The organism is Saccharospirillum mangrovi (assembly GCF_003367315.1).
In the GTDB taxonomy this organism is placed as follows: Bacteria; Pseudomonadota; Gammaproteobacteria; order Pseudomonadales; family Natronospirillaceae; genus Saccharospirillum; species Saccharospirillum mangrovi.
Genome location: NZ_CP031415.1, coordinates 3,611,543 through 3,635,427, shown reverse-complemented (window position 1 = coordinate 3,635,427; position 23,885 = coordinate 3,611,543). Strand labels below are relative to the sequence as shown.

Annotated in this window: 25 protein-coding genes; 16 read left to right on the top strand and 9 right to left on the bottom strand. The window is 58.7% G+C overall.

The genetic code is table 11. From position 1 onward, the window contains the following. Window positions 1-86 precede the first annotated feature (86 nt). The 3 genes from DW349_RS17040 to DW349_RS17030 all read left to right on the top strand — a co-directional run bounded on the left by DW349_RS17040 (window position 87) and on the right by DW349_RS17030 (window position 2,189). Window positions 87-596, top strand: coding sequence for a disulfide bond formation protein B (locus tag DW349_RS17040; protein ID WP_157954414.1), 510 nt, complete (start codon window positions 87-89; stop codon window positions 594-596). 71 nt (window positions 597-667) lie between these two features. Further along, complete coding sequence (locus tag DW349_RS17035; RefSeq protein ID WP_108126553.1) at window positions 668-1,324, top strand: flagellar brake protein; 657 nt, start codon at window positions 668-670, stop codon at window positions 1,322-1,324. Next, window positions 1,308-2,189 (top strand): pirin family protein, encoded by an 882-nt coding sequence (locus tag DW349_RS17030; protein ID WP_162824662.1) that lies wholly within the window; start codon window positions 1,308-1,310, stop codon window positions 2,187-2,189. The genes DW349_RS17035 and DW349_RS17030 overlap by 17 nt, the downstream gene beginning before the upstream one ends. A gap of 20 nt (window positions 2,190-2,209) precedes the next feature. On the opposite strand, the gene DW349_RS17025 is transcribed toward DW349_RS17030, so the two are convergent. Then, the gene (locus DW349_RS17025) at window positions 2,210-3,331 is read right to left on the bottom strand and encodes a GGDEF domain-containing protein (RefSeq protein WP_157954413.1); all 1,122 of its coding nucleotides are present in this window, start codon (window positions 3,329-3,331) and stop codon (window positions 2,210-2,212) included. A gap of 213 nt (window positions 3,332-3,544) precedes the next feature. On the opposite strand from DW349_RS17025, the gene DW349_RS17020 reads away from it, so the two are divergent. The 3 genes from DW349_RS17020 (at window position 3,545) to DW349_RS17010 (ending at window position 6,199) form a co-directional block, all read left to right on the top strand. Beyond that, window positions 3,545-4,774, top strand: coding sequence for a hypothetical protein (locus DW349_RS17020; protein ID WP_108126550.1), 1,230 nt, complete (start codon window positions 3,545-3,547; stop codon window positions 4,772-4,774). Between the two features lie 234 nt (window positions 4,775-5,008). Continuing rightward, a complete protein-coding gene (locus DW349_RS17015) occupies window positions 5,009-5,662 on the top strand; it encodes a hypothetical protein (protein ID WP_108126549.1) in 654 nt (217 codons plus the stop codon). A 6-nt stretch (window positions 5,663-5,668) separates the two neighbouring features. After that, window positions 5,669-6,199: a GNAT family N-acetyltransferase gene (locus DW349_RS17010; protein ID WP_108126548.1), complete on the top strand. Its 531-nt coding sequence runs from the start codon at window positions 5,669-5,671 to the stop codon at window positions 6,197-6,199. A gap of 10 nt (window positions 6,200-6,209) precedes the next feature. Here DW349_RS17010 and DW349_RS17005 read toward each other — a convergent pair whose 3' ends face one another. Beyond that, the gene (locus tag DW349_RS17005) at window positions 6,210-6,698 is read right to left on the bottom strand and encodes a MarR family winged helix-turn-helix transcriptional regulator (protein WP_108126547.1); all 489 of its coding nucleotides are present in this window, start codon (window positions 6,696-6,698) and stop codon (window positions 6,210-6,212) included. 234 nt (window positions 6,699-6,932) lie between these two features. On the opposite strand from DW349_RS17005, the gene ectA reads away from it, so the two are divergent. From ectA to DW349_RS16980, 5 genes are all read left to right on the top strand, one after another. Next, complete coding sequence (gene ectA / locus DW349_RS17000; protein WP_232819366.1) at window positions 6,933-7,493, top strand: diaminobutyrate acetyltransferase; 561 nt, start codon at window positions 6,933-6,935, stop codon at window positions 7,491-7,493. Window positions 7,494-7,543: 50 nt separating this feature from the next. After that, window positions 7,544-8,821 carry a diaminobutyrate--2-oxoglutarate transaminase gene (gene ectB / locus DW349_RS16995; RefSeq protein ID WP_108126545.1) on the top strand — a complete coding sequence of 426 codons (1,278 nt, stop codon included), beginning with the start codon at window positions 7,544-7,546 and terminating at the stop codon, window positions 8,819-8,821. Window positions 8,822-8,907: 86 nt separating this feature from the next. Further along, window positions 8,908-9,306 carry an ectoine synthase gene (locus DW349_RS16990; RefSeq protein ID WP_108126544.1) on the top strand — a complete coding sequence of 133 codons (399 nt, stop codon included), beginning with the start codon at window positions 8,908-8,910 and terminating at the stop codon, window positions 9,304-9,306. A gap of 216 nt (window positions 9,307-9,522) precedes the next feature. Next, the gene (locus DW349_RS16985) at window positions 9,523-10,959 is read left to right on the top strand and encodes an aspartate kinase (RefSeq protein ID WP_108126543.1); all 1,437 of its coding nucleotides are present in this window, start codon (window positions 9,523-9,525) and stop codon (window positions 10,957-10,959) included. Next, complete coding sequence (locus DW349_RS16980; protein WP_108126542.1) at window positions 10,947-11,858, top strand: TPR end-of-group domain-containing protein; 912 nt, start codon at window positions 10,947-10,949, stop codon at window positions 11,856-11,858. The genes DW349_RS16985 and DW349_RS16980 overlap by 13 nt, the downstream gene beginning before the upstream one ends. On the opposite strand, the gene DW349_RS16975 is transcribed toward DW349_RS16980, so the two are convergent. From DW349_RS16975 to dprA, 7 genes are all read right to left on the bottom strand, one after another. Further along, window positions 11,855-12,805, bottom strand: coding sequence for a sensor domain-containing diguanylate cyclase (locus tag DW349_RS16975; protein ID WP_108126541.1), 951 nt, complete (start codon window positions 12,803-12,805; stop codon window positions 11,855-11,857). The two genes, DW349_RS16980 and DW349_RS16975, sit on opposite strands and share 4 nt — an antisense overlap. 71 nt (window positions 12,806-12,876) lie before the next feature. Further along, window positions 12,877-13,482 carry a nucleoid occlusion factor SlmA gene (slmA, locus tag DW349_RS16970; protein ID WP_108126540.1) on the bottom strand — a complete coding sequence of 202 codons (606 nt, stop codon included), beginning with the start codon at window positions 13,480-13,482 and terminating at the stop codon, window positions 12,877-12,879. Then, window positions 13,479-14,387 carry an acetylglutamate kinase gene (gene argB, locus DW349_RS16965; protein ID WP_108126539.1) on the bottom strand — a complete coding sequence of 303 codons (909 nt, stop codon included), beginning with the start codon at window positions 14,385-14,387 and terminating at the stop codon, window positions 13,479-13,481. Before argB ends, slmA begins: the two co-directional genes overlap by 4 nt. A 142-nt stretch (window positions 14,388-14,529) precedes the next feature. After that, window positions 14,530-15,153 (bottom strand): lecithin retinol acyltransferase family protein, encoded by a 624-nt coding sequence (locus tag DW349_RS16960; protein ID WP_108126538.1) that lies wholly within the window; start codon window positions 15,151-15,153, stop codon window positions 14,530-14,532. A gap of 83 nt (window positions 15,154-15,236) precedes the next feature. Further along, on the bottom strand, window positions 15,237-16,154 hold the full coding sequence (hemF, locus tag DW349_RS16955) for an oxygen-dependent coproporphyrinogen oxidase (protein ID WP_108126537.1): 918 nt from the start codon (window positions 16,152-16,154) through the stop codon (window positions 15,237-15,239). Window positions 16,155-16,193: 39 nt separating this feature from the next. After that, entirely contained in the window at window positions 16,194-16,757 is a 564-nt protein-coding gene (gene tsaC / locus DW349_RS16950; protein WP_108126536.1) for an L-threonylcarbamoyladenylate synthase type 1 TsaC, read from the bottom strand. A gap of 68 nt (window positions 16,758-16,825) precedes the next feature. Further along, window positions 16,826-17,917: a DNA-processing protein DprA gene (gene dprA, locus DW349_RS16945; protein ID WP_108126535.1), complete on the bottom strand. Its 1,092-nt coding sequence runs from the start codon at window positions 17,915-17,917 to the stop codon at window positions 16,826-16,828. A 345-nt stretch (window positions 17,918-18,262) separates the two neighbouring features. Here dprA and def point away from each other — a divergent pair, with 345 nt between their 5' ends. From def to DW349_RS16920, 5 genes are read left to right on the top strand one after another with little or no spacing between them, the layout of a single operon-like run. Further along, window positions 18,263-18,769 carry a peptide deformylase gene (gene def, locus DW349_RS16940; RefSeq protein ID WP_108126534.1) on the top strand — a complete coding sequence of 169 codons (507 nt, stop codon included), beginning with the start codon at window positions 18,263-18,265 and terminating at the stop codon, window positions 18,767-18,769. A 3-nt stretch (window positions 18,770-18,772) separates the two neighbouring features. Further along, window positions 18,773-19,729, top strand: coding sequence for a methionyl-tRNA formyltransferase (fmt, locus tag DW349_RS16935; protein WP_108126533.1), 957 nt, complete (start codon window positions 18,773-18,775; stop codon window positions 19,727-19,729). Further along, a complete protein-coding gene (gene rsmB, locus DW349_RS16930) occupies window positions 19,726-21,024 on the top strand; it encodes a 16S rRNA (cytosine(967)-C(5))-methyltransferase RsmB (protein WP_198650547.1) in 1,299 nt (432 codons plus the stop codon). Before fmt ends, rsmB begins: the two co-directional genes overlap by 4 nt. Before the next feature lie 9 nt (window positions 21,025-21,033). Further along, window positions 21,034-22,410, top strand: coding sequence for a Trk system potassium transporter TrkA (gene trkA, locus DW349_RS16925; RefSeq protein WP_108126532.1), 1,377 nt, complete (start codon window positions 21,034-21,036; stop codon window positions 22,408-22,410). Window positions 22,411-22,420: 10 nt separating this feature from the next. Continuing rightward, complete coding sequence (locus DW349_RS16920) at window positions 22,421-23,869, top strand: TrkH family potassium uptake protein (RefSeq protein ID WP_108126531.1); 1,449 nt, start codon at window positions 22,421-22,423, stop codon at window positions 23,867-23,869. Window positions 23,870-23,885 lie beyond the last annotated feature (16 nt).

The following is a 23,885-nucleotide window of genomic DNA, read 5'->3' as shown; positions in this document are numbered from 1 at the left end:
TCATGATCCGGTAAAGCCGGAAGGCCCGGCGTGGCGGCATCCCTGGGTGTCGCTAGAATGCCCCTTTCGCTGTGATGGGAGTCGTTATGATCGATCGAGTGGTGCGGTTTATCGGGTCACGTTGGTATTGGTTGGCGCTGGTCGTGGGTGCCTTGGCGCTGGAAGGCATCGCGCTGTTTTATCAGCACGTCTTGAATGAACCGCCGTGTTTGCTGTGTATTCACGCGCGTTTGTGGGTGTTGGGCATTTTATTGGCCGGTGGGCTGGGCATGGCGCTGCGTCGGCATTGGTGGGGTTTGGTGGCGGCGCAGTCGGTGTTGATTGTCAGCCTTTTGGGCTTGCTGGAACGCTCCTGGGTCGGTGTACAGATTGAACGCGGCTTGTACGAAGGCGCCTGTGGCATGGACCCCGGTTTCCCGGCCTGGTTTGCGCTCGACGATTGGTTTCCGAACGTGTTTCAGGTTTGGACCATGTGCGGCTATTCACCGATCATGCCGTTCGGTCTGACCATGGTGGAAACCCTGACCTACGGTTCGGTACTGGCGTTGCTGGTGTCTGCGCTGGGCATGATTGCGCTGTTGTTGCGCCGTACCTGAAGGCATCTGCCCCGGCGAGTCGGCTTGGGTTCGTCTAGTCTTATGGCTCAAAGAAACACAAGGATTCTTTGATGTCGGCTCGACAACCCACCTTTGAATCACTGCAACTGGTGCCGGGGCAGCCGTTGCAATTAGAGCTGGACGGTCACAAACGCGATCGTGATCGCAGCACTCTGGTCGGTTATCGCCCGAGCAGCACCATTCTTGTTACCACCCCGACGCTAAAAGGCCGACCGGTGCCGGTGCGATTGGAAACCGGCGTCAACGTCCGGCTGTTTGCCAATCGTCTGAACGGCGTCTGCGCCTTCCGCTCCCAAGTGATTTTTATCGCCACGCTGCCGTTTGCGCATCTGCATCTGGCGATGCCCAAGCAGTTGTACATCGGTGAAATTCGCAAGGCAGTGCGCGCCCGCGTGAAACTGCCAGCGGCGATCTGGTTTGGCGAAGAAAGAGTCAATGTTGAGTTGATGGATTTATCGGTCGATGGCGGCCGTATCCGCACCGATTTCCCCGGCTTCGATACCGGCCAGGAAATTGAAGTGGGCTTGCGCCTGACCCTGGGGCGAATTGAAAAGGTGGTGCGGCTGAACGCACTGATCCGCTCAATCATTGCGAACCCGGAAGACAAACAAAGTACGCTGGGTTTGCAGTGGGTGAATGTTGCCACTAACGACAGCATCGCCCTTCAGGCCTTTGTCTTGGAGAAACTCAATGAACACCCCTATTGATGTTGTTGATCTGGTGATTGCCCCACGCAAGCAGTCTTTGATGGGTTTACCGATTCGTCGAGTGTTGCCCTGGCGCGGCCAGCGCCACTGCGGACCGTTCGTGTTTCTCGATCACATGGGGCCGCACACGTTGGCACCGGGCGAAGGATTGGATGTACCACCGCATCCGCACATCGGTTTATCGACCTTGACCTGGCTGTATGCCGGTCAGTTTGAGCACCGGGATTCGCTCGGCAGCGTGCAAATCATTCGTCCGGGCGAAGTGAATTGGATGACCGCCGGCCGTGGCATCGTGCATTCCGAACGCAGCCCGGACGACGAACGCGCCGCGGAATCTCACGTTGAAGGTTTGCAGTTCTGGGTGGCGCAACCGCAATCGGCTGAGACCGGCGAGCCGCGCTTTGAACACCACGCCCGCGAGCAATTGCCGACCTGGCAGGACGAGCAAGCGAGTTGGACTCTGATCGCTGGTCAGTGGCAACAACAGCGTTCGCCGGTGCAGGTCGAATCGGAACTGGCGTTATTGGATGTGCGCACGCAGCGCGCTGGGTCGCTGGAACTGCCGAGTCAGGGCAGCGATTGGGAATGGGGTTTGTATCCGTTGTCCGGGGCGGTGCAGTGGCAGGGCCAACCCTTGCCGCAATATCACCTCGGCGTGACCAATCAGGCGGTGACTTTTTCCTGGCAGGCGGACAGTCATTTTGTGTTGTTTGGTGGTCGCACGTTGGGCGCGCGGCGCATCGATTGGAACTTTGTTGCCACTAACGATGCCTTGATTGATCAGGCCCGTCGCGACTGGCAAGCGCATCGCTTCCCGCCCGTTCCCGGTGATGCCGGCTACGTGCCGTATCCGGGTAACGACTGACTCGGTTTACCCAGGCAGGCTTAGCCGGAACGCACGCAGTTGCGGCCGGCTTGCTTGGCTTTGTAGAGCGCTTTGTCGGCGCGCTGGATGGCGTCTTCCGGTGAGTGGGCGTGGCGATTGTCGCTGACCCCAAAGGACGCCGAAATGTTGACCTGTTTGGCGCTGGTCGTGGCTCCGCGTTGGCGTTTACCGTCCTTTCTCGACGTTGGTCGGTCCGACTTGCGCACCATCAACGGATATTCCGCAATGCGCTCGCGCAACTCGTCCAGAATTGGCGTGGCTTCTTCGCGCGTCATGCCGCGAAACACCAGTGTGAATTCCTCACCGCCGTAACGAAAAGCACGCACCGGCATGTGGTGTTTGGTCAGAATGCTGGCGACAACTTTGAGCACCTGATCGCCGGTTTCGTGGCCCCAGGTGTCGTTAAACGATTTGAAATGATCGACGTCCGCCATGGCGATGGCGTAACGCCGGCCCAAGGTGCGCAACGCCTGGCTCAGTGCGCGGCGGTTGGGAATGTTGGTCAGCGCATCACGATAGGCGACCGAATAGGCGTCGGTCAGAATGGTGGCGCCGATGACCAATGAAAGCGCTATCCAAACCAGCGACGCCGCCTGTTCACCCTGCCAGCTGAGAATGGCGGTCAGCAACACGCCCAAACCGTGCCAGGGCCAACTGGCCGATGGCTTCAATACGAAGCGGAACAGCGCCGACAATCCCGATAAAAAAATCAGCGTCAGAATGACGGGCGAGACATTCACGATGGGCAGAATGTCCGGCCATTTTACGTTGGGCCATTGCTGAATGTTGGCGGGTAGGAAAGGCAACCAGGGCCAGAGCGCCATGATCAGCAGAATCGCCAATGGCAGCCAACTGCCCGTCAGACGCAGGGGTTTGTCCGGGCGCCAGAAAGCCCACAGCCAGGCCAGCCAGACGGCCAGTGCCGGACCGGGCTCGGTGAGCATTTCCTGACTCAGGCAGACCGTCAGCAACACCAGCAACAGTGTCAGCCAGGCAGTGCGATGAAACACCATCGCCAGGACGGCCGTGGCCAGCAACACCCAGGTGGCGGGTGAAATTGCCAATCCATCGAAGTGAGACAGAAAAGCCGAAGACAACCGATACAGCGGACTTTCAGACAAAGCGGACCTCGAAATCCAACGGTGATTCTGGCCCGACATCGCGCCAGTGAACCAGAAGTTGGGCATAGCAAAGCATAGATTGCCCGCCGTGTCAGCGACTGTGAACCTGGGTGTTTGGTTGGGATTCAGCCCGCGCATTTATGCTGCAAGACAGTGTCAGTGAGCGACGCTAGACTGGCGCCACAAAAATTGAATCTCGCAGGAGTAAGGCGAATGAACAAATCCCTTCTTTGGTCAATTTCAGCGCTGTTGCTGACCAGCCAATGGGTTCAGGCCGACGATAAAAACGTCACGGCCGACTGGCTGTATCTGACCACTCAGGGCAGTTGGATTGAACGCTCAGCGGTGTTGACGCAAACCCAGGAACAACTGCCATTGCCGGTGGCTGATCTGTCAGCGTCCGGCTTTTGGTGGCAGGCCGATAACAACGACATCCTGCTCAGTTGGCAGACACCAAAATTGAGCGATTGGCTGGCGGTGGACCAGTCGGTGCAGGTCGATGATTGGTCCGGTTCCTGGGTAGTCACCGAGTTGCGTTCGAACCTGTTGATCCTGGCGCAGGATGGCGTGCAGCGCGCTTTGCCGGCGGATCAATGGTATCGCCTCAGCTGGTTGTCCAGCGGCGACAGCGACCCGGCGTTTGCACTGAGCGTGACTCAGGCTACCGCCGCGAACAACGCATTCCGCTACGCCTGGTTCGATGGCAGCTTGGGCGCAGAAGTCCGTTACAGCCTGGATATCGAAGCGGCACGTCCGACCTTGCGTCAGCAACTGGTGCTGCACAACAACAGCGATTACAGCCTGAGTGCGCCCGGTTACAGCTTTGCGCAAAGTCGTTCCCAAGGTCGGGTGATGCTGGCGCGCGGTGCCGAGGCCATGGCGATGTCAGACATGGCGGTGGCCGTGCCCAAGTCGGGCGACAGTGCCGGCCAGGCGACGTTGCAATCGGATCAGCCGGTGCAATTGCCCGCAGGCAGCCACGCCTGGCTGTCGGTTGACGACACCGAACTGAGCGCCATCCGTCATCATTACCGCTTTAGCTGGAACACGCGTCAGACCGAAACAATGCCCGGTCAGTGGTCGCTGACGCTGGTGTCGGAAGACGATTTGCCGGCCATTGCCGGGCCGGTGCAGATTGCCGTCTGGGATCAGCAGGTTGCTCTGTTGGAAACCCAATATCAGCCGCAGCAGGAAACCCGCGCTCAAGTAGCCTTGGGATCATCGGACATGATGACGCTGGCAACCGAAGTGCTCGGTGCCAGCGAATGGGAACTGGTGTTGACCAACCGCAACAGCCGCAGCGTCGAAGCGATTCTGGATTTGTCACATTGGGACAACAACAGCAACGCCGAAGCAGGTTTCAGCTTGACGGTACCGGCGCAAAGTACTGAGCGGTTGCAGGTGCGGTTGAGTAACGGCCAATTGTCGGTCCGGCCACTGTAATTACTGTAATTGATGCCGTGAACGGGGCGGCGGGTGCCACCAGGTCAAGCCTGGCGGCAGCCAGCCCAGCCGCCCACTTTGGGGGTTCGCCCCCAGCACAGGTGAAGTTCGGCGTTGCGCCAAACTTCGCTGACCACCTTAGACCAAGAGGCTGCGTTTGACTGCCGATCTTACAAAAAGCCACAGCCGGTTACCCTTTGCAAAGTGCGGGCGGGGCCAGAATGAGGTGGGCGGATGAGTGCTTACCATCTGTGGGGCAGCATCAGCTCGGTGCTGTTTGGGCTGACGGTGTACGGCCTGTGGATTCAACTGAACAAGATTCGCCAGCGTCGTCGCGCCAGGCATTTCCCCGCCACAGACCGACTCTCGGTTAACCAGTTTTTCTCCAGCTACGTCGCCTTTTACGGCAACTTTCTGTTCGGTCTGGCGGTGCCGGTGTTGAACCATTATCTGGTTTGGACACGGCTGGCCGCCTTGTTGCTGATTCTGAATATTCTGTTCTGGATCTGGTGGGAGCGGCGTTCGTTGCTGTCACTTTCGGCTTTAATGGTTGGTGAGTTTCTGCTGCTGGCGGGATTCGTGGTGCTGGCGGTTCGCCCGTTGCCGGCGTTGTTGAGTGTCGCCAATGGTGTGATCGTGCTGATGACCTTGGTGCTGGTTCAAGGCACGGTTCAGCAAATTCGTGTGGTGCACCGTGCGCAGTCGGCCGGGGTGTTGTCGCGCCGGATGTTGCTGTTCACCTTAACCAAAGATGCCTCAACGCTCGCTTTTGCACTCACCATGCCGCTGACGCAAAGTTGGCCGCTGCTGTTATTGAACGGCGCCAGTATCGTTACCCGTGGATCACTGCTGTTGCTGGTGCTGAAGACGCATCGAACAGAGGAATAATGACGAATGGAATTGCGAACCGAACGTTGCCGAATCACCCCATACACAGAAGCCGACATGCCGGGGCATCAGGCCATTTATCAATCGGCCGAAGTGCGTCGGTTTTTGTCCTGGCCGGTGCCGCCGGCGCTCAGCGAGTTGCGTGAACTCTACATCGAACGCGCCAAACGCTGGCAGGCGCACACCCCCGGTTCCGGCGCATTCAGCGTACGTCTGCACGATCAGGAAGATTACGTCGGCTTGCTGTTGCTCAAAGCCATGCCTTATGGCGACGGGCGTTTTTCCGATCGGATCGAAATCGGTTGGCACCTGGCGAATCCTTTTTGGGGCCAGGGTCTGGCGACCGAAGCTGCCCAGGCGTTGCTGACTTATGGTTTCGAAGTGTTAGGGCTGGATACGATCTGGGCGGTGGCCGATCCGAACAACGCCGCCTCGACCGCCGTGATGCAACGGCTCGGCATGCACTATGTGGAAACCACGGATCGGTATTATGGCGAGGAAGGCGTGCTGTACTCGATTTCAAAGGCGGCCGCTTAGCCGGGCCGCCTCAATTCTGGCCGTTGTAATTGTGCGTAACGTCGCCCACGTGCAGCACCGGCGACGCATCAATGTCGGTGGCCTGCATCAGTTCGGCCAGCTTCTGCAACGACGACAAAATCATCGTCTGCTCCCATTCCGGTAACGTATCAAACCGCGCCACAAAGCTTTCTTGCAGCGGGCTGGGCGCGTCTTCGACGATTTTCAAGCCTTCATCGGTGAGCTTGGCGTGGACGCGACGGCGGTCGACATCGCTGCGTATGCGCTGCACCAAACCACGCTTTTCCAGCCGGTCGAGAATGGTGGTCACAGTCGCCTGAGACAGGTTTACGTCTTTGGCCACGGTGCCAATGGTGACGTCGCCTAATTTGTCGATGGCCATCAGGATCAGCAATTGCGGCGAAGTCAGGCCGCTGTGCTTGCTCAACTTCTTAGAATGAATATCGGTGGCACGAATAATACGTCGCAGCGACACCAGAACTTCATCCACTCGTTTCATTGTCTGATCCTTTACCACTGGGGTGCAGTCCCCCATAAGCGCGAGATTGTATCGCATCTTAAAAGGTTCGTCCTCTAATGAAACATTTTAGAAACCTAAGCTAGGTTAGTCTTTCAACGCGTGAAAATCCAAGACTTATTTTAGTGTGCTAAGGAGTTTACGGCCTAAATGACGGCTTAAGGTTGCATTTTTTGTCGTGCATCGTGCTAAAATGCTTCGCACACGAAAGATTAGATGAAGAATCAACTAATCCCCCAAGCCACTGTCGGCATGGAACGGTCAGCTTGGATACGAGGTTTGACGCTGAACATGGACATCACATTGCGACCTGCGGTTTCTGACGACGGCCTGGCGGTGCATCGCCTGGTCGCCAGCAGCCCGCCGCTGGATACCAACTCGCTGTACTGCAACCTGTTGCAGGCCAGCCACTTTGGCGACACCGCCGTGGCGGCGGAAATGGAGGGCGAACTGGTCGGCTTTGTTTCCGGCTATCTCAAGCCCGATGCAACCGACACCTACTTTCTGTGGCAGGTAGTGGTGGGCGAAGCGGCCCGGGGCCAGGGGCTGGCTAAACGCATGGTTCAGTCGCTGATGGACCGTCCGACGCTGCAAGGCGTGCGTTTTCTGGAAACCACCATTACCCCGGACAACGAACCATCGCAGCGATTATTTAAATCACTGGCGCGTGACTGGGAAGCCGATCTGGACGTGAGTGTGTTGTTCGACAAAGACACCCACTTCGGCGGCCAGCACGACAACGAAGAATTGTACCGGATCGGCCCTATCCGCCGCTGAGGCGCCGAGGCCATCCATCACTTGTTACAACTCCAAGGGGAGACACCACCATGGAAATTTTCGAACAACTTGAATCTCAGGTCCGCTCTTACAGCCGCAGCTTTCCGACCGTATTCACCACGGCCAAGAACGCCCGTCTGGTGAACCGCGAAGGCCAGTCGTACATCGATTTTCTGGCCGGGGCCGGCACGCTGAATTACGGCCACAATAACGACCGCTTCAAGCAACCGTTGATCGATTACATCCAGGCCGATGGCGTTACCCACGGCCTGGATATGTTCACCGACGCCAAAGAGCGCTTTTTGCAGGCGTTTAACGACATCATCCTCAAACCGCGCGAATTGGATTACAAAGTCCAGTTCACCGGCCCGACCGGCACCAACGCCGTCGAAGTGGCGCTGAAGATTGCCCGCAAAGCCAAGGGTCGCAGCGGCATTGTTTCGTTCACCAACGGTTATCACGGCTGCACGCTCGGCGCTCAGGCCGCGACCGGCAACAAAGGCCAGCGCGGTGGTGCCGGCGTGGCGCTGACCGATGTCACCCGCATTCCCTACGACGGCTATGGCGACGACGGCGACGACTTCATGGGTCTGAAACTGCTCGACCAGTTGTTGACCGACCCCGGCAGCGGCGTCGAAACCCCGGCCGGTGTGATCGTTGAAACGGTGCAGGGCGAAGGCGGTTTGAATGCTGCGCGTATGGAATGGCTGCAAGAGCTGGAAAGCGTCTGCCGCAAACACGACATGCTGTTGATTGTCGATGACATCCAGGCTGGCTGCGGCCGCACCGGCACCTTCTTCAGTTTTGAACCGGCCGGCATCAAACCGGATGTGGTAACGCTGTCGAAATCCCTGAGTGGTTATGGCCTGCCGTTCGCGGTCACGCTGATGCGTCCGGAACTGGACCAATGGAAGCCGGGCGAACACAACGGCACCTTCCGCGGCAACAACCTGGCGTTCGTCACCGCCCGGGTGGCGCTGGAAGAATATTGGCAGAATCGCGATTTTGAACAGCAGATCGCCGAACGCGCCGCGCTGGTGGAGAAACGCTTTACCGACATCATCAAACGCTTCGGTGAAGACGTGATAACGCTGAAAGGTCGCGGCATGATGCGCGGCGTCGCAGTGCCCGATGGCGACACCGCCGAACAAATCTGCCGCGATGCCTTTGCCCACGGCTTGATCATCGAAACCAGTGGCGCTTACGGCGAAGTCGTTAAATGTCTGTGTCCGCTGACCATTCCGCTTGAAGACCTCAAGCAGGGCCTCGATATCCTGGAAAACGCCTTTGCCAAGGTATTGCCGGAATTGAAGGCCAAAGCCAGTTGAGTCGCGGTTTCATCACAGTGTGAGCCTGGTCCCGCCTGAAAAGGCGGGCTTTTTTTAGAATATTTATTGGTTAGGAGAGACATCGAATGATTGTTCGCACCCTGGAAGAATGCCGCAATTCCGAACGCCGCGTAGACGCCGAAACCTGGAACAGCGTGCGCATGTCGCTGAAAAACGACGGCATGGGTTTTTCGTTCCACATCACCACTATTTATGCCGGCACCGAAACACCGATTCACTACAAGAACCACCTGGAGACGGTGTACTGCATCTCCGGCGAAGGCTCGATTCTCGATAAAGCCACTGGCATCGAGCACGACATCAAACCGGGAACCATCTATATTCTCGACCAACACGACGACCACATTCTGAAAGCCGGGAGCGAGCTGCAACTGGCTTGTGCATTCAACCCGCCGTTGAACGGCAAAGAGACGCACGGCCCCGATGGCGCTTATCCGCTGGAAGCGGACGAAGTCGCCGAATAACCGCAGTGACGGCGAAGGCTCTGCAGGGCCTTCGTCGTGCCGTGGCTTGGCAAGATCGAGAAGGGTTCCGAGCGTTGGCTGATGGCAGCCAGTGCCCGAAGCCGGTTTTCAACCCAGGCCCGGCGGCAGAATACGCAAATTTGATTCAAAGCAGGCCCGTTGTTGCGTCGGTTCGCCACCGACAGACAGCAGCGGAGCCGAAGGAGGTAAGGCCCCATGGCGAACCATACGGTCGAAAAAATCGGCGGCACGTCGATGAGCGATTACAACGCCGTTCGCGACAACATCATTCAAGTGCAACGCGACCCGGCAGACCTGTATCAACGCATTTTTGTGGTGTCGGCGTACGGCGGCATCACCAACTTATTGCTGGAACACAAAAAGTCGAAAGAACCGGGCGTCTACGCCCTGTTCGCCAACAACGATTCCGATTGGCAATGGAGCGAGCGCCTGACCGACGCCGCCAAAGCCATGCGCGAAATGAACGCCAAACTGTTCGAATTGCCACACGCGCGCAAACAGGCCGATCAATTCATTACCGAGCGCATGGAAGGCATTCGTTCCTGTCTGCTCGATTTGCAGCGCGTCTGTTCCTACGGCCACTTTCAGATTGAAGAGCACCTGGCAACGGTGCGTGAAATGCTCGCCGGTGTCGGCGAAGCGCATTCGGCGTTCAACACCGCCTTGCTGTTGCAGGCCGAAGGCATCAACGCCCGCTTTGTCGATTTGACCGGCTGGCGCGAGCCCGACAACCAATTGATGGACGAAAAAATCCATCGCATTTTCAGCAAATTCGATCTGAGCCAGGAAATGCCGATCGTCACCGGTTATACCCAGTGCAAAGAAGGCTTGATGAAAACCTTCGATCGCGGCTATTCCGAAATCACTTTCTCGAAAATTGCCGAACTGACGGACGCGCGCGAAGCGGTGATCCACAAGGAATATCACCTCTCGACGGCCGACCCGAAAGTGGTCGGTGCCGACAAAGTAGTGCCCATCGGTCGCACCAATTACGACGTGGCTGACCAGTTATCGTTGATCGGCATGGAAGCGATTCACCCGAAAGCGGCCAAAGGTTTGCGCCAGAAAGGCATCGCGCTGCGAGTGAAAAATACTTACGAGCCTGACCACGACGGCACCTTGATCACCAACGATTACCGCAGCGAAAAACCGACCGTGGAAATCGTCGCCGGCAAGCCGCACATCTTCGCCATCGACGTGTTCGATCAGGACATCGTTGGCGAACCGAACCACATTCTGGAAATCCAGAAACTGGTGCAGGATTTCAACGTGCCGCTGCTGGCGAAAGAGCACAACGCCAACACCGTGACGCTCTATCTCGATACCGGCCTGAAAGTGATCAAGCGCATCAAGACACGACTGGAGCGTTACTACCCAGGTGCCGACATTTCCAGCCGCAAAGTGGCGATGGTCTCAGTCATCGGCAGCGACATGAATGTGCCCGGTATTCTGGCGCGATTGAGCAATGCACTGGCCGACAACGACATCAGCGTGCTCGCCATTCACCAGGGCATGCGTCAGGTTGACATCCGGGTAGTGGTCGAAGACGATCAATACGAGGTCGCGCTGCAAACCCTGCACGGCGCGTTGATCGAACCCGCCAAACAGGATAAAGCCGAATGCGTAGCCTGATCGGGCTGATGCTGGTTTTAATGCTCGCCCCGGCCTGGGGTGAGCAGACCACCAACCCCAACACTTCCAATAACACCACCGACGCCGACGTCGCCAACGCCATCAACAACCTTGATGAGCCGATGTACAACCCCTTTATTGAACGTTATCTGCTCGATGAAGTGCGGTCACTGCGTCAGGAAATGATGAATTTCCGCGTCGAATATTCCGACAAACTCAACGCCAAACAGTTGGAACTGGCGACTCAGTCGGTGACCTATTCGATCGACACCATTACCTACTTCTTTTATCTGATCGCCGGCGTGACATCGCTATTGGTTGTGGTTGGTTACGCCAACATTCGCGATATCAAAGAAAAGGCGCACACCTACGCCGACCGCGAAGTAACCAAGTTGGTGTCGTCGTACGAAAAACGCCTCAAAGCGCTGGAACAAAACCTCAAGGAAAAAACCCAGGTTATTGAAGAAAACCGCGAGGAAATTGAGCGCACCAACGAAATTCACTCGTTGTGGTTACGCGCCAGTCAGGAAACCAGCGCCCAGGGAAAAATTCAGGTTTACGATCAGATTCTGGCGCTGCGCCCGTTCGATACCGAAGCATTAACCTACAAAGCCGATGCCGCTCTGGATCTGGATGAAACCCAGTGGGCGATCAGCTTGAGTGAGCAGGCGCTGGACATCGACCCCGAACACGGCCACGCCTATTACCAGATGGCGTGCGCCTATGCGCAGCAAAATGACGTCAAAGTGGCGTTGGAATATCTGGAAAAAGCCATCGGTCTGGCGCCGTCTTATCGTGACGAAGCGCGTACCGATGCATCGTTCAAAGAACTGCGACCGTTGCAGGAATTCAAAGCGCTGACCGAGGTTGATGCCGAAGGCTCGGCACCGGCCAGTTAAATTTCGCCGCACACCTGATTACGACCAGCGTACTTGGCCATCGACAAGCGCTGGTCGGTTTTGAACATCAACTGTTCCAGCGACAAACCCGGCTCCCAACTCATCACCCCGGCGCTCAACGTCAGCGAACGTTTGATGCCGGGAATGCGGCTTTCGGTAAAACGTTGGCGCAAACGGTTGATGACGTTGACCGCCGCTTCGATGTCGGTTTCCGGCAGCACCACCAGAAACTCCTCTTCGCCATAGCGCGCCGTTACGTCGGCCTCCCGCAAGTCGTCACGAATCAAATTAGCCAGCGAACACAACACCTGATCGGCCACTTGATGGCCGTAGGTATCGTTCACACTTTTAAAGTGATCAAGATCGATCAGCGCCAGTGAAAAGGTGTTGCCATAGCGCTTGGCCTGGGCGTTCAGGTGATCGAGATGTTCCAGAATAAAGCGACGGTTGTGCAGGCCGGTGAGTGGGTCGCGAACGCGGGCGTCGTCGAGTGCGGCTTGTTGCGCTTGCAGGTCGGCTTCTAATCGTTTTTCGGCGCTGATGTCTTTAAAAATCACCAGTGCCTGGGGGCGGTCGACCAAGGTTAACGGCAGGATAGTCAGCCGCAGCCAATGCGACTCGCCTTCGCGCCGCACTTCCCAAATGGCTTGCTGCGCTTCCTGACTCGCCAGACTGGCGTCAATTAATTCGCCGGCATCGGCGTTGCGGTGTTCCAGCTCGAATAAATCGCCCGGCTTGGGCATGGCTTCGCCGACCACAGGCTGGTGGCCGAGCAAGGTGGCGGTCGTGTCGTTCCAGGCGATGACGCGTTGGTCGGCGTCGAGCAACACATAGCCGCTGCCGGTGGCGTCAAACAACTCGGAATAATGACTGACCAGGCCGTTGAAAAAGGCATCGCGTTCGCCGTCGGTGGGCAGCGTTCTGTAGTGGCTGATCCAGGCGTCCATGTGAGCGATTAGATTGGAATGTGGCGCCGAGTATAGCCGATGCTCAAATGAGTCCCAATGTGGGCGCGTGTTTAGGCTTTATGAAATACCGCGTCGACGGCAACACGCCATTGCGGCGTCCAGTCTTCGGTGGGTTTGCGCCGAAACTCGCTGCGCACGAATTGATTGATGCGGCCTTCGGCCAGCGCCAGCATCAGGTTGGCCGCTTGCGAGGCGGTGAGCGTGGCTTTCAATCCTTCACGAATTTCCGCTTCGCGAATGATCTGCTTCAACTGCGTTTCCAGTCGATCGAACACCTGCGCCACGCGTGAACGCAACCGTTCGACTTCGCCGGCCAGGGCGTCGCCGATCAGAATGCGGCACATGCCCGGGTTGCGTTCGGCGAAGGCGAGCAACAGGGTCAGCAGCGCTTCGCACTGACCGATGGCGCTGCGCTCTTCTTCCAGAATTCGGCTGACGCGGGAGAACAGGGTGTCTTCGATAAACTCGATCAGACCCTCGAACATCTTCGCCTTGCTGGGAAAGTGTCGGTACAGCGCCGCTTCGGACACACCGACAACTTTAGCCAGCCGCGCCGTGGTGATCGGCTGGCCAGGGCTGGTTTCCAGCATGTGCGCCAGGGCTTGCAGGATCTGGTCGCGGCGCGACAGCGATTCGGAAGGCAGAGTAGCGGTCATGAGGCGTCCGTTTGGTTGCTGATCAAGGTGCCAACGCCGCGATGCGAGAAGATTTCCAGCAAGGTAGCGTGGGCAACGCGGCCATCGATGATGTGCGCGCTGGTGACGCCGGCGGCAATAGCGTCGAGCGCGCAGCGGATTTTCGGCAACATGCCGCCGTGAATGGTGCCGTCTTCAATCAGGGCATCGACCTGGGCGGTATCCAGACCGGTTAAAACGTTGCCTTCTTTATCTTGCAGGCCGGCGATGTTGGTCAGCAGAATCAGTTTTTCCGCGCCCAGCACTTCGGCCAGTTTACCGGCCACCAGATCGGCGTTGATGTTGTAAGACGCGCCGTCGGCACCGACACCAATGGGCGCGACGACGGGAATGTAGCCGCCTTCGGTCATTAGCTGAATCAGGCGGATATCGACTTTCTCGACTTCACCGACGTGGCCGATGTCGATGATTTCCGATTTCTGCAAATCCGGCGTGCGCCGCGTCACTTTCAATTGCCGCGCCTGAATGGTGTGGCCGTCTTTGCCGGTAATACCGAAGGCTTTACCGCCGGCCTGATTGATCAGGTTAACGATGTCTTTGTTGACCAGGCCGCCGAGCACCATTTCAACCACGTCCATGGTTTCGCTGGTGGTCACACGCATGCCGGATTCAAACCGGCTTTCGATGTTCAGCCGCTCCAGCAATTCGCCGATTTGCGGGCCGCCGCCGTGCACAACAACCGGGTTAATGCCGACGGTTTTCAGCAACACGATGTCGCGCGCAAAACTCGCCTTCAACGCTTCGTCCACCATGGCGTTACCGCCGTATTTGATCACCACCGTCGAACCCTGGAAGCGTTGCAAATAAGGCAGCGCTTCGTGCAAGACGTTGACGAAATTCAAAGCAGTGGCGCGATCAAGAGGCATGAGTGCGGTCCGGTTCCTGCAATCAAAGAAGCTGTGTCAGCTGCGGTCTGAGACGAGCCGGCAAGTGGTCTGGGCGCAAGGCCAAAGCGCACCTGGGCAAGGCGTTGATGATACGCAATTTACGCGCTGCGGTCCTGTACTGTCAGCGCTCGTTTCGATGGTTTTTTTGACGTCGGCGTGACAGCCAGCTGCGACCGAGACGATAGCTCGCATACACTGCCAGGCCATACGGCCCGGTGGCCCAGCGCGCGGCGGATTTCACGCCCCAGTCGAGCACCAACTGGCCGATGATGGGCGTCACGGTGTCGCGACCGTCGGGCCGATAACCGCGACCGAGCGTTTTGCGCGTGGCTTCCAAACCGGGGTGCAACAGGCCCAGACCCAGATCGACCCAATCCATCTGGCGGCTGTGATGCTCGCCATGAATTGCCCAGTAACAGAAGTGTTCGCAATTGTTCGCGTGCACGTTGTAGCGGTTTTCGCCAAGCCGGCTGCGCGCCCGTTCGACACTCTCGGCGCGGCTGTAAGTGCGCCTGGCGTGATGACGGCGATGCAGGCGGCGGCCGTCGCGAAACTCATCCAGGCTGGTTTCGACCAAAGGCCCGGCGCGAAAACCCTCAACCCAGCCGGCGTAATGCGCCACCCGGCCATCGCCCAGATACAGGCCATGATGGCTGTAGCCGGTGCACTGCACCCAAAGGTGATCGCCAGGCAGTAACGACTCAGCCGTCAGCGTCGGTTTGGCGGGGCGAAATAAAGAGGCCATGGCGGTTCCGGTTCAATGCGCAGAAAGACGACGCTCAATCTGGCACAAGCGTCGCTGTTGTGCACGTGACCTTCGGGCTTTTTTCAGGCGTTCAGCCAGTCGCGCGGCGGTAGAAAATCGCTCAGCAAACGCGCTTCTTCGCTGCCAGCGGCCGGTTGGTGACCGTAACGCCACTGCACTTTCGGTGGCAGCGACATCAGGATTGATTCAGTGCGACCGTTTGATTGCAAACCAAAGTGCGTGCCGCGATCAATCACCAGATTGAACTCGGCGTAACGGCCGCGGCGGATTTCCTGCCAGTCGCGGTTGGCCTCGGTGTAGGGCGTGTCTTTGCGGCGCGCCAGAATGGGTTGGTAGGCATCCAGATACGAATCGCCGACGGCGCGCATTAAGCCAAAGCAGGTGGCGAAATCGCGGTCGTTCAGGTCGTCAAAAAACAGCCCGCCGATGCCGCGCGCTTCCTGGCGATGCGGAATGTAGAAGTAGTCGTCGCACAATTGTTTCAGGCGTGGGTATAGGTCGTCGCCGAACGGCGCGCAGGCCGATTGCGCCACGCGATGCCAGTGGCGGCAGTCGTCGGTGAAACCGTAATAAGGCGTTAAGTCGTAACCGCCACCAAACCACCAGACCGGCGCCATGCCGTCTTTCTCGGCAACAAAAAAACGCACGTTGGCGTGCGAGGTCGGCGCGAACGGATTGCGCGGATGAATCACCAAAGAGACGCCCATGGCCTGCCAATGGCAGCCGGCCAGTTCAGGCCGATTGGCGGTTGCGCTCGGCGGCATCTGGTCGCCCATCACATGGCTGAACCCGACGCCGGCTTTTTCCAGCACTGGCCCATCCTGCAACACTCTTGAGCGACCGCCACCACCGGCTGGACGATCCCAACGTTCTTCGGCAAAACGAGTTTCGCCGTCTTCGGCTTCGAGCGCGGCGCAGATGCGATCTTGCAGGTCGAGTAAATAGTGGCGGACGGGGTCGATGTCGAACGCTTGAGGCATGGCGGGTTCTCTTTTGAAATCAGGATCGCAGTGTATTCATTAAGACCGCAGAGTAGCGCCGCTGCTGAGGTCGCGAATCTGGCTGCTCTGGCCCGGCGTCTGTACACGGCCGGGCAGTAAATAGTCGATCTCGGCACCGAGTTGCCAGCGCACGGCGTTCTGGTCGGTTAAGGCGTCCTGGCCGGAACGGTTGGCGCTGGTCGAGACCAATGGCTTGCGCAGATGCTGGCATAAACGCCGCGCCAGCGGGTGGCCGGAAACGCGCACTGCCAGGGTGTCGCGGCCGCCGGTCAGCCAGTCGGGCAAGCGGCCATTGTGTGGTACGACCCAGGTGTTGGGACCGGGCCAACTGGCTTGTATCCGGTCGATGTCCTGGGCGGCCAGCGGCGCCAGCCAGGGTTCGAGTTGCGCCCAGTCGGCGCCGATCAGAATCAGCCCTTTGTCCATCGGCCGGTCTTTGATCGCCAGAATGCGGTACACCGCCTGGGCGTCGTCCGGGTCGCAACCGAGGCCCCAGACGCCTTCGGTCGGGTAGGCGATAACGCCGCCAGACCAGACGGCGTGGCACGCCAGACGCAGATGGTAGCTGTGGTGATCGGACACGGCGCGGCTCTCGGGCTGGAAGTCGCCGCAAGGGTACTCAGATGTGGCAGGGCTGACAATTAAGGCGGCTAAAGCCGGCAATAGCCGCCCGGTTGTTGTTGAATCCAGCCGCCGAGTTCCAGTTCCAGCAAGGGCTCCAGCAGCGACTGCGCCGAACAGCCGAGCAAATGGCAGATCACGTCCAGCGGCTGCGGTTCGCTCGACAACAGCGCCAGCAAGGCTTGTTGTTGCGGTGGCAGTTCAACCGCTTCGACACGTTGTCGGGCCGGGCTGATCGTCTTGCCGGGCGACAAGACCTGCAACACATCGTTGGCGCCGGTGAGCAAGTAAGCGCCGTCCTGAATCAGCCGATGGCAGCCCGCGGCGTTGGGATTGTTGATGTCGCCGGGCAACGCAAACACATCGCGTCCTTGTTCCAGCGCGTGTTCGGCAGTGATCAGCGAGCCACTGCGTTCGGCCGCCTCAACCACAACGATGGCGTCACTCAAGCCGCTGATCAGCCGATTACGACGCGGGAAATGCCCCGGTTTGGGCTGGGTGCCGAGCGGGTGTTCAGAAATCAGCGCGCCGGTTTTGGCAATGCGCTCAAACAACGAACGGTGCGTTTTCGGATACACCACATCGACGCCGCAACCGAGCACCGCCAGCGTTTCACCGCTGCCGTGCAAAGCGCCGTCGTGCGCGCAACCGTCGATGCCGGCGGCGCCACCGGAGGTGATGACAAAGCCGGCGAGGCTCAGTTCGCGTGACAAATGTTCCGCGTGCTGGCGCGCCGCCAGCGTCGCATTGCGACTGCCAACCACGCCGATTTGGGTTTGCCGCAATAAGTCCGCGTTGCCTTTGACCCAGAGCATCAGCGGCGGGTCGGGAATCTCGCGCAATAACGGCGGATAGCGCGGATCGGCCAAGCTGATTAAATGTTGCGAGTCCTGTTCGGCCCAGTGCAGTTGTGCCAGTGCCTGACGATGCACCGGGTGCTGGTCGCCCAGTCGCGCCATCTGTTGCAGACAATCGGTGATGTTTTGCGGCAGCGACCAACGCTCGGGCCGGACGAACAACTCCGCCGGGTCGGTCAGGATATTGAGCAGGGCGTGGCTGCGTTTCAGCCCGAGGCCGGGCGTCAGCACCCAGCGCAGCCAAAGCAGACGATCGTCGTCCATGATCGGTGACTCCGTGTCAAAACAGGGCAATCCGTGCCGCTGTGTCGTGAAGGTTCCAGTTGAGTTGGGCGGGCGCTGGCGGTGCGAATTTCCATGTGCCGGCTTTGCCGTTACAATCCGCGCCCCGGGCGAGCCCGGCAGTCTACCAGCGACGGCGTTGGCGCCAAGCCAGGACGGCGGTTAGCGGTTGGAATTGAGCGGCCTATCACAGTGCTCGCCGCTGTCGACATTCTTAATAGTGCTGAGCTATCAGCGTTAGGAATGACCGATAATTGAAACTACGAAATCTGTCTACATACTGTACAATAACGACTCTCATTCGGTTGTCAGGAAGCGAATAAGCCCATGGCCAAATTAGAAATTCTCGAATACCCCGATCCGCGCCTGCGCACCAAGGCCAAGCCGGTGGCCAAGGTGGAAGAACGTCATCGCACCCTGGCAGCGGACATGCTGGAAACCATGTACGACGCGCCCGGAATTGGCCTGGCTGCGAGCCAGGTTGACGTGCACGAACGCTTGATCGTGGTCGATGTTTCAGAAGATCAGAACGATCCGCACATTCTGATCAACCCCGAATACGACAAACTCGGCAACCCGGTGGAATCTCAGGAAGGCTGCCTGTCGGTGCCCGGCTATTACGAGCGTGTCAGCCGTTCCGACAAGATTCGCGTGCGCGCGTTGAACGAGATGGGCGAAGCCATTGAGTTCGAAGCCGAAGACCTGTTTGCCATCTGCATTCAGCATGAAATTGATCATCTGGACGGCAAACTGTTTGTCGATTATCTGTCCAACCTCAAGCGCACCCGCATTCGCAAGAAGCTGGAGAAGCAGCATAAGCTGACGGTCTCCTGATCGATGGCATTGAACGTTATCTTCGCCGGCACGCCGGAGTTTGCGGCCGAGCATCTGAAAGCCTTGTTGTCGTCCGACCATAACGTCATCGCGGTCTACACCCAGCCGGATCGTCCGGCCGGGCGGGGCCGCAAATTGACGCCGTCGCCGGTAAAAAGCGTCGCCATTGACGCCGGCCTTCCGGTCTACCAACCCCAAAGCTTAAAAACCGCCGACGCCCAGGCGGAACTGGCGGCGTTGAATGCCGACCTGATGGTTGTCGTCGCTTACGGCTTGTTGCTGCCACAAGCGGTGCTCGATGCGCCGCGTCTCGGCTGCATCAATGTGCACGCTTCCTTATTACCGCGTTGGCGCGGCGCGGCGCCGATTCATCGGGCGCTGTTGGCGGGCGATGCCACCACGGGCGTCACCATCATGCAGATGGATGCGGGCCTGGACACCGGCACCATGCTGCTCAAAGCCGAATGCGACATTCGCGCCGACGACACCAGCGCCAGCCTGCACGACCGGCTGATCGAACTGGGCCGACCGGCACTGATCGACGCCTTGAATAGCCTGGAAGCCGGCACCTTGCACGGCGAGGTTCAAGACGATGCACTGGCCACCTACGCCAGCAAACTGAGCAAAGCCGAAGGCGAACTGGACTGGACGCAATCGGCCGCCAAGCTCGACCGCCAGATTCGCGGCCTCACACCCTGGCCCGGCGCCTACACCCACTGGCAGGGCGACACCTTAAAAGTGCAGCAAGCGCAGCCGCTGGATACTCAGTCGAATGCTCAACCCGGTGACGTTATCCACATCAGTGACGCCGGTTTGGACGTTGCCTGCGGCGAGGGCGTGTTGCGTCTGCAACGCATCCAGTTGCCGGGCAAAAAAGCCATGGACGTCGCCGAAGTGCTGCGCGCTCGTCGCGCCGATTTTGAAGCCGAACCGCGCTTCGGTATTGAGGCCAAGGCATGATCAACAGTCGCGCCCTGGCGGCCCAAACTCTGGTGCAACTGGTCGATCAAGGCCGTTCGCTGGCCGACCTGCTGCCTGCCACACGCGAGCAATTGCCTGAAGAAGAACGCGGCTTTTATCAGCAACTGGTCTACGGTTGCGCGCGCCATTATCTGAGCCTCGACGAACTCACCCGCAAGCTGCTCAACAAACCGATTGCGCACAAAGAACGCGTCGTGCACATGCTGTTGGTGGTTGGTCTGTATCAGTTGTGGCAACTCGATTTGCCGGAACATGCGGCACTGTATGAAACCGTCGATGCCACCAAACCGCTGAAAAAACCCTGGGCGGCGAAAATGCTCAACGCCGCCTTGCGACGCTTTCAGCGCGAAGGCGATGAATTAATCGACGGCCTGCAAAACGCCGCTGGTTATCCCGGTTGGCTGACGCGCCAATTGCGCCAGGCGTATCCAGAGCAATGGCAAGACGTGATGGCCGCCGGCAACGTGCAAGGCCCGATGACATTGCGCGTTAACCGTCGCAAGGCGGATCGGGCTGAGTGGCTGGCGCGGGCCGAAGCCGAAGGGTTGGAAGCCTTTGCTTGTGAGTTAACCGACAGCGCCGTGACGCTGGCGCAACCGGCGCCGGTGTTTGCACTGCCCGGTTTTGCCGACGGCGATGTCAGCGTGCAGGACGAAGCGGCGCAACAATGTGCGCTGTTGCTGGCGCCGCAAAACGGTGAGCGTGTGCTCGACGCCTGCGCCGCGCCCGGTGGCAAAACCGGCCATTTACTGGAATGCGCGGACATCGACATGACCGCGTTGGACGTCGATGAAAGCCGGCTGCAACGCGTTGCCGAAAACCTCGATCGACTCGGTCTGAACGCTCGGCAAATCGCCGCCGATGCCGCCGATATCAATGCCTGGTGGGACGGCAACGCCTTCGACCGCATTCTGCTCGACGCCCCGTGCAGCGGCACCGGCGTGATTCGTCGCCACCCCGACATCAAATTGCTGCGCCGACCCAAAGACGTCGATTTCCTCACCCAGGTGCAGGACCGCCTGCTGGCGCAACTGTGGCGCACACTGAAACCCGGTGGCCGATTGCTGTACGCCACCTGTTCGATTTTGCCGCGCGAAAACAGCGAGCGCATTGCCGCCTTTTTGCAAAAACAATCGGACGCGCGCTTGCTGCCACTGGCGTTGGCGGGTGACGCGCCAACCGAGTTCGGAGTACAGTGGCTGCCTCAACCCGGCGGTCACGATGGTTTTTATTTCGCGTTACTGGAAAAGATTGACCCGACGCCGGCGGCGTAAGGATTAGACGTGAAAATCATTTTGCTCGGTGCCGGCCAGGTCGGTGCCACTCTGGCGGAAAATCTCGCCAGCGAAGACAACGACATCACAGTGGTGGATCTCGATGGCAGCCGCTTGCGTGAATTGCAGGACCGGCTCGACATTCGCACCGTTCAGGGCGTGGCCTCGTTGCCCAACATTCTGCGCCAGGCCGGTGCCGAAGACGCCGACTTGCTGATTGCCGTCACGCCGAGCGACGAGACCAACATGGTCGCCTGTCAGGTCGCCTACACCCTGTTCCGCACGCCCACCAAAATCGCCCGCATCCGCAGCCCGCAATACACCAAGCACAGCGAAAAACTGTTCGCGCCCGAAGCGGTGCCGGTCGATGTGTTGATCAGCCCCGAACAGTTGGTGACCAATTACATTCAGCGTCTGATCGAAACACCGGGGGCGTTGCAGGTGCTCGATTTCGCCGACGGCAAGCTGCAACTGGTGGCGGTGAAGGCCTATCACGGTGGCCCGCTGGTCGGTCAGGAATTGCGCTTTTTGAAGCAACACATGCCGTCGGTGCAGACGCGCGTCGCAGCAATTTTCCGCAAAGACCGGCCGATCATTCCCGAAGGCTCGACGGTGATTGAAGCCGAAGACGAAGTCTTCTTTATTGCCGGGAAATCCGATATTCGCGCCGTGATGAGCGAGTTGCGCCGCAAGGAACGCAATTACAAACGCATCATCATCGCCGGTGGCGGCAACATCGGTTTCCGGTTGGCGACGGTGCTCGAAGGCCGTTACTCGGTGAAAATTCTCGAGCACAACGAAGAGCGCTGCCGGTTGCTCAGCGAATACCTGAACCAGACCGTTGTGTTGCGTGGCGATGCGTCGGATCAGGAATTACTGCTCGATGAAAACATCGAAGACACCGATATTTTCCTGGCGCTGACTAACGACGACGAAGCCAACATCATGGCCTCGATGCTGGCGAAGCGGCTCGGCGCACGCAAAGTGATGACGCTGATCAACAACTCCGCTTATGTCGATCTGGTGCAGGGCGGCGAAATTGATGTCGCCATTTCACCCTCGCAAACCACCATCGGCAGTTTGCTGACGCACGTGCGCCGGGGCGACATCGTCAACGTGCATTCATTGCGGCGCGGCGCGGCGGAGGCCATCGAAGCCATTGCGCACGGCGATGCGCGTTCATCGAAAGTGGTGGGTCGCGCTGTTGAAGACATTGACCTGCCGGAAGGCTGCACCATCGGCGCCATCGTCCGTAACGACGAAGTGCTGATTGCGCAGAGCGATCTGGTGATTGAACCGGACGACCACGTGATTCTGTTCCTGATCGACAAGCGGCGCATCGGCGATGTCGAACGTCTGTTCCAGGTAGGTTTGACCTTCTTCTGATGGGGCCAGCATGCACTTTCGACTGACGCTCAAGGTACTCGGCCTGCTGCTGATGGTGTTCAGTTTGTCGATGCTGCCGCCGGTGCTGGTGTCGTTCATCTACAGCGACGGCATTCACAACGCTTTCGTGCTGGGTTTTCTGTTAACGCTGACCGTCGGTTTCGTGTTCTGGCTGCCGGTGCGGCGCCACCAAGCCGAATTGCGCACGCGTGATGGTTTTGTCATCACCGTCTTGTTCTGGATCGTACTGGGCCTTGCCGGCTCCATTCCGATTACGCTCGCGCCGGCGGCGACCACCACCTTCACCGACTCCTTCTTCGAAAGTTTCTCCGGCCTGACCACGACCGGCGCCACCGTTATCACCGGCCTCGACGACCAACCTAAAAGCCTGTTGTTCTATCGCCAGCAACTGCAATGGATGGGCGGCTTGGGCATCATCGTATTGGCGGTCGCGGTGTTGCCGATGTTGGGCATCGGCGGCATGCAGTTGTACCGCGCCGAAACGCCGGGGCCGATGAAAGACAACAAACTGACGCCACGCATTACCGAAACGGCGAAGGCGCTCTGGTACGTCTATCTGGCGTTAACGGTGATTTGCGCACTGGCGTATTGGGCGGCTGGCATGTCGTTGTTCGACGCCATCGGCCACGCCTTTGCCACTGTCGCCATCGGCGGATTTTCTACGCACGACGCCAGCATTGGCTATTTCGACAGTCCGGCCATTGAGCTGATTGCCGTCGCTTTTATGTTGTTGTCGGTCGCCAACTTCGGGTTGCACTTTGTTGCCTGGCGCATGCGCAGTTTGCGGCATTATTTTTTCGACCCGGAATACCGCTTTTTTTTGGTCATCGCCTTTGGCCTGGTCGCGCTCGTCGTGCTGGTGTTGTGGCTGGGCGGCACTTACGGCCTCAGCGATTCGCTGCGTTATGGCCTGTTTGAATCGGTCTCGGTGCTAACGACCACTGGCTTTGGCGTTGCCGACTTTTCCACCTGGCCGTTGTTCCTGCCATTTATGTTGTTGATGGCGTCGTTCATCGGCGGCTGCGCCGGCTCGACCGCCGGCGGCATTAAGGTGATTCGCGCCCTGTTGCTGATCAAACAAGGCCTGCGGGAAATTCGTCGGCTGGTGCACCCGGCCGGGGTGTTTCCAATCAAGATCGGCAACCGCCGCATTGAAGACCGCGTGGTCGAATCGGTGTGGGGATTTTTCAGTTTCTACGTCATCACCTATGCGGCGCTGTTGTTTGCCTTGCTCGGCACCGGCCTCGATTTCGACACCGCCTGGTCTGCCGTCGGCGCTTCGATCAACAACCTCGGTCCGGGCCTGGGCGATGTCGCCGCCCATTACGCCGACATTCCGGCGTTGGCGAAATGGCTGCTGTGTTTCGCCATGCTGCTTGGCCGGCTGGAAATCTTCACGCTGCTGGTGCTGTTCTCGCCTCAATTCTGGCGCAGCTGATCCTGTGTACTGCCCT